The sequence below is a fragment of the Bacillus sp. AP50 genome, from assembly GCF_040492675.1.
GTDB classification, from domain to species: domain Bacteria; phylum Bacillota; class Bacilli; order Bacillales; family Bacillaceae_G; genus Bacillus_A; species Bacillus_A cereus.
The window spans coordinates 1-5,323 of record NZ_JBEUTW010000341.1 but is presented as its reverse complement, the minus strand read 5'-3'; the positions used below and the strand labels follow the sequence as shown (position 1 = coordinate 5,323).

Below are 5,323 nucleotides of genomic sequence, written 5' to 3'. Positions count from 1 at the left end.
GAATATATAGGATAAAAATACGAAATAATGATTATTTAGAAAAACTGTTATATAAGTCAGATGACATACAAGTGATACAAATAGCAGAAATGGACTTTTATTCAGAACTTTTAAAATTCAACAAAAGTAAGCGTTTTATAAAAAACAAGCTATAATGAGGGCAGATTATAATTTATGATAAGTCACATGTATTTTAGTCATTATCGTAACAAGTGAAGTTGACTAAATCATGAGAGAGTAACACGAGAATTATAATAGGAAAGATATTACTATTATTTGTCATAAGTCTTTTTCACTTTTTAGCTAAACGATATGATTAGCGAGTGTATCTATTGCAAGTTCCTTAGTTGAAGCTTTTTATTAATAAGGTGGTGGAGATTTAATTGGTATACCACTCTTTAAAAGAGTTCAGAACATCAGCAGGTAGTCTAGGTGGAATAGCAGGTGCAAATTTAGTTGCATTAGCAATGGTTATATCACTTGTTTATGCTATGCTTGCAATGGCTTCTGTGTTAAACTTTGGATTGCTACCAGACTTTATTGTGGATTATCTTGTATCATTTTTAAATGAAAATAATGCTAAGATTCTTATGTATTATGATAACTGGTATTATTTCAGGTTATATTGGATTACTTTTATTCAAAAACTATCCAATTCGTATAGCAGAACAAATTCGTGGTACAACTGGAAAAGCGACAGATGTAGCAGCTTAATAGAATAGTAGAATAAATTTTTTTCATAGAGGTTTAGGGGGAGTTATGATGAAGTATCGCTCAGTATTTGATATTATCGGTCCAGTTATGATTGGACCATCAAGTTCACATACAGCAGGCGCGGCAAGAATGGGGCAAGTTGCTCGCCAGCTGTTTCGTCATGAACCAGAAAGAGTAAGCATTTCGTTATATGGATCATTTGCAAAGACGTATCGAGGGCATGGTACGGATGTAGCACTAATCGGTGGAATATTAGGATTTGAAACAGATGACTTACGTATTCCAGAGGCGCTAGAAATAGCAAAAGAGCGCGAAATTGAAGTGGAATTCATTGAAGAAGATGCCAATGCACCTCATCCAAATACAGCGAGAATTCGTTTGTATAAAGGTGAAGATGAAATTGAAGTTGTTGCTTGCTCAATTGGTGGCGGTAAAATTGAAGTTGTAGAATTAAACGGATTCGATCTTCAATTATCAGGCACGAGCCCAGCACTACTTATTGTAAATAACGATCGCTTTGGTGCTATTGCAGCGGTAGCTTCAATCCTTGCGAAACATGAGATTAACATTAGTACGATGAGTGTATCTCGTAAAGAAAAAGGAAGAAGAGCGCTTATGGTCATCGAAACAGATGAATTATTAGCAGATGAAGTAATTGAAGAAATAAAAGCGCAACAAAATATTTGTCAAGTAACTATTATGGAATAATTGCAGGGGGGACACACCATGTTTCGGAACGCAGCGGAACTAGTGGCGCAAGCTAAAGAACAAAATGTAAAAATCGCAGAAATTATGATTCAATGTGAAATGGAAACAAGAAGTATTTCACGTGAAGAAGTAATTGCTGGTATGGAAAAGAACTTAGTAGTGATGGAGCAAGCAGTAGAACGTGGTATTCGCGGCGTGAAATCACCAACTGGTTTAACTGGTGGAGATGCTGTAAAAGTTCAAGCGTATATGAAGAGTGGAAAAGGCTTATCTGGAGATACGATTTTGGATGCAGTAAGCAAAGCTGTTGCAACAAATGAAGTAAACGCAGCGATGGGAATTATTTGTGCAACACCAACAGCAGGGTCTGCTGGAACAGTGCCAGGTGTACTATTTGCACTAAGAGAAAAATTGCAGCCTACACGTGAAGAAATGATTGAATTCTTATTTACAGCAGGAGCTTTCGGTATGGTTGTTGCGAATAACGCTTGTATTTCTGGTGCGGCAGGAGGATGCCAAGCTGAAGTTGGTTCAGCAAGTGGAATGGCGGCTGCAGCTGCAGTTGAGATGGCTGGTGGAACACAAGATCAAGCAGCTACAGCGATGGCAATTTCATTAAAGAACATGCTTGGTTTAGTGTGTGATCCTGTTGCAGGACTTGTAGAAGTACCTTGTGTAAAACGTAATGCAGCAGGAGCTGCAAATGCGATGATCTCAGCAGATTTAGCATTAGCTGGTGTAACGAGTACAATTCCATGTGATGAAGTAATTGAGGCAATGTTTAGAATCGGACAAACGATGCCAGTAGCACTTCGTGAAACAGCAGAAGGTGGACTTGCAGCAACGCCGACTGGTCGTCGCCTGCAAGAAGAGATTTTTGGGAAGAACAATAACTAAGTGTAATTATAGAAAAAGGAGCTCAAATAAACTTGAGCTCCTTTTTCTATTTTTCTTTTGTTAGTTGTTCTAATGTTTTTCCAAGATTATGTGATCGTTTCGTTGCCTGTGTAATACAAGAAACAAGTGCTTGTTGAAATTTATGTTCTTGTAATACTTCAATACCTGCCTCAGTAGTTCCACCAGGAGAAGTAATTTCCTTTCGCAAAATAGAAGGGTGTTTGTCACTTGCTTTTAACATTTCAGCAGCACCAATCATCGTTTGAAGAATAAGTGATTTTGCAACATCTTCTTTTAAACCAATTTTTGTTGCAGCTTCTTCCATAGCTTCCACTACGTAATAAATATAAGCAGGTCCACTTCCGGATAATGCAGTGACAGCATGCATATCTTCTTCCTCTACAACAGAGACGAGACCAATCGTTTCAAATAAAGATGTTGCAGTGTGAATATGTTCCGCTGTTGCATGTTTTGAAGGGGAGATAGCGGTAGCTGATTTTAAAATGGCTGCGGATGTATTTGGCATTGCACGAATAATTGGAACGTCTTTTTGAAGTAGTTTTCTAATTGAGTGAGTAGAAACACCTGCTAGTAATGAAATAATAAGCACGTTATTATTTATGTATTCTTTAAAAGGGGTAAGCGCCTCTGCAACATCCTTTGGTTTCATTGCTAGAAAAAGAATATTTGCATCAGTAAGTAATTCTTTTTTATTATGAGTACCTTTGACACCGTATTTTTTATGTAGCTCTTGTAATCTTGTCTCGTTAGAACGATTACTTACAGTAATTTGTTCACCTTTAACGACATTTGCATGTAACAAGCCACCAATAATAGCTTCGGCAATAGAGCCTGCACCGAGAAAGGAAATGTTTTGAATAGACATGATGTTCCTCCTTTAATTTTGGTTAGAAATTCTTATAAATGTACATACATTCGTTTTTTTATAGGAAACCCCTCTTTTTATCTGAAAATAATGACAAATATATATAGAAGTTGTAAACTGAAGAAGTATTCATTTTTGAACCGGAAAGAGACAGGGGGGCTAAGCATGACGGCGATTCACCGAATGGAGATTCCTGTACCATTTGCAGTGGAAACTGTGAATGTGTTTTTAGTTGAGGGGGAGACATTAACATTAATTGATACAGGGACGAATACAGAAGAGGCAAGGAATGCGTTAGAAAGTCAATTAGGTGCATTAGGACATACGATAGAAGATATTGAAACAGTAGTCATTACGCATCATCATGCAGATCATTGTGGACTTTTAAATATATTTTCTGAGAAGACGAATATTATTGGACATCCTTGGAATGAGCCTTGGATCACACAAAATCCAGAATTTTTAAAGCGGTATCATGAATTTTTTAGAGAGACGGCCTTACAGTTTGGTGTGCCAGCGGCATTTTTGAAAGACGAGTCGTTATTGACGACGAGGACACTTAAATATTCTTGTAATAGATCGTTAACGCATACTGTGAGAGAAGGAGATCGTATTGATTCTTTGCCTGGATTTATAGTACTTGAAACACCAGGTCATGCTTCTACTCATATTTCTTTATATAGAGAATCTGATGGAATATTAATTGGTGGAGATGCTCTCATCAGTCATATTTCTTCGAATCCAATACTAGAACCACCATATGAAGGGCAAACAGAACGGGCACGCCCATTACTACAATATAATCAAACATTACAGCGTTTAAGCGAAATGAATATTTCACGCATTTTATCAGGGCATGGGGAAGATGTTCTAAATGTGAAACAACTTATTGAAACGAGATTACAAAAGCAAGAAACACGTGCTTTTAAAGTGCTTGAGTTATTAAAGGAAAAACCAATGACAGCATTTGAAGTATGTGTAAAACTATTTCCGGTATTATATAAAGAACAATTACCACTTACTATTTCAGAAACGGTTGGACAATTGGACTATTTAGCATATAATCAACAAGTGATGATTGATGAATCATCGCAACAATTGATTTATTATGCAAAGTAGGTGACAGCAATGACAGGACGTTTACAAAATAAAGTAATCGTCATTACAGGTGCTTCTAGTGGGATTGGTGAGCAAGTTGCAATGCAAGTTGCAGCACAGGGAGCGACTCCCGTATTAATGGCTCGAACAGAAGAGAAACTACAAGCGTTAGTAGACAAAATTAAAGAAACTTATAATACGCCTTGCTATTATTATGTATTAGATGTAAGTGAAGAGATGGAAGTACAGTCTGTTTTTTCAAAGGTATTACAAGAAGTGGGACGTATTGATATATTAGTAAACAATGCGGGATTTGGTATTTTTAAAACGTTTGAAGATGCGTCAATGGATGAAGTGAAAGATATGTTCCAAGTAAATGTATTTGGATTAGTAGCATGTACGAAAGCGGTACTACCTTATATGGTAAACAAGAACGAAGGACATATTATTAATATTGCTTCCCTTGCCGGAAAAATTGCAACTCCGAAATCAAGTGCGTATGCAGCAACGAAACATGCTGTATTAGGATTTACGAATAGTTTACGCATGGAATTAGCGAATACAGATATTTATGTTACAGCAATTAATCCAGGTCCGATAGATACAAACTTTTTTGAAATAGCGGATCAATCTGGTACCTATGTAAAGAATATGGGACGTTACATGTTAAAACCAACATACGTAGCAGAACAAATCGTAAAGTCGATGCACACGAAAAAACGTGAAGTAAACTTACCGAAGTGGATGGGAATTGGCCCGAAACTTTATGCTTTATTTCCAGGTTTATTTGAACGTGTAGCAGGTAAATCATTAAGTAAAAAATAGGAGATTTCCACATGGAAATCTCCTATTTTTTATTGTTTTCCAGTCACATAATCATAAACAATATCCTCAATCTCCTCGTATAAATCAATTTCAATATTTGAATGAGTCACCGTTTGAATATGTTTCACTAGCATTTCCTGATCTTCTTTTGATATTGGACTGCATTGATATTGCTGAAAACTTTTTATAATCATT

7 protein-coding genes are annotated in these 5,323 nt (G+C 36.5%); 5 read left to right on the top strand and 2 right to left on the bottom strand.

The features are described from left to right. The first annotated feature begins 437 nt into the window (after positions 1–437). From ABWK52_RS21885 to sdaAA, 3 genes are read left to right on the top strand one after another with little or no spacing between them, the layout of a single operon-like run. On the top strand, positions 438–722 hold the full coding sequence (locus ABWK52_RS21885; RefSeq protein ID WP_048567782.1) for a hypothetical protein: 285 nt from the start codon (positions 438–440) through the stop codon (positions 720–722). Between the two features lie 40 nt (positions 723–762). Further along, positions 763–1,422, top strand: coding sequence for an L-serine ammonia-lyase, iron-sulfur-dependent subunit beta (gene sdaAB / locus ABWK52_RS21880; protein ID WP_000877445.1), 660 nt, complete (start codon positions 763–765; stop codon positions 1,420–1,422). Between the two features lie 18 nt (positions 1,423–1,440). Continuing rightward, positions 1,441–2,319: an L-serine ammonia-lyase, iron-sulfur-dependent, subunit alpha gene (gene sdaAA / locus ABWK52_RS21875; RefSeq protein ID WP_000489461.1), complete on the top strand. Its 879-nt coding sequence runs from the start codon at positions 1,441–1,443 to the stop codon at positions 2,317–2,319. A gap of 46 nt (positions 2,320–2,365) precedes the next feature. On the opposite strand, the gene proI is transcribed toward sdaAA, so the two are convergent. After that, a complete protein-coding gene (gene proI / locus ABWK52_RS21870; RefSeq protein ID WP_000027253.1) occupies positions 2,366–3,205 on the bottom strand; it encodes a pyrroline-5-carboxylate reductase ProI in 840 nt (279 codons plus the stop codon). 165 nt (positions 3,206–3,370) lie between these two features. Here proI and ABWK52_RS21865 point away from each other — a divergent pair, with 165 nt between their 5' ends. Together ABWK52_RS21865 and ABWK52_RS21860 are read left to right on the top strand one after the other, a co-directional pair. Beyond that, the gene (locus ABWK52_RS21865; RefSeq protein WP_000125118.1) at positions 3,371–4,324 is read left to right on the top strand and encodes an MBL fold metallo-hydrolase; all 954 of its coding nucleotides are present in this window, start codon (positions 3,371–3,373) and stop codon (positions 4,322–4,324) included. Positions 4,325–4,333: 9 nt separating this feature from the next. Continuing rightward, a complete protein-coding gene (locus ABWK52_RS21860; protein WP_000147791.1) occupies positions 4,334–5,128 on the top strand; it encodes an SDR family NAD(P)-dependent oxidoreductase in 795 nt (264 codons plus the stop codon). Between the two features lie 29 nt (positions 5,129–5,157). Here the strand turns inward: ABWK52_RS21860 and ABWK52_RS21855 are convergent, their stop codons facing one another. Then, entirely contained in the window at positions 5,158–5,322 is a 165-nt protein-coding gene (locus tag ABWK52_RS21855) for a YqzH family protein (protein ID WP_230209535.1), read from the bottom strand. Between the last annotated feature and the right edge of the window lies 1 nt (position 5,323).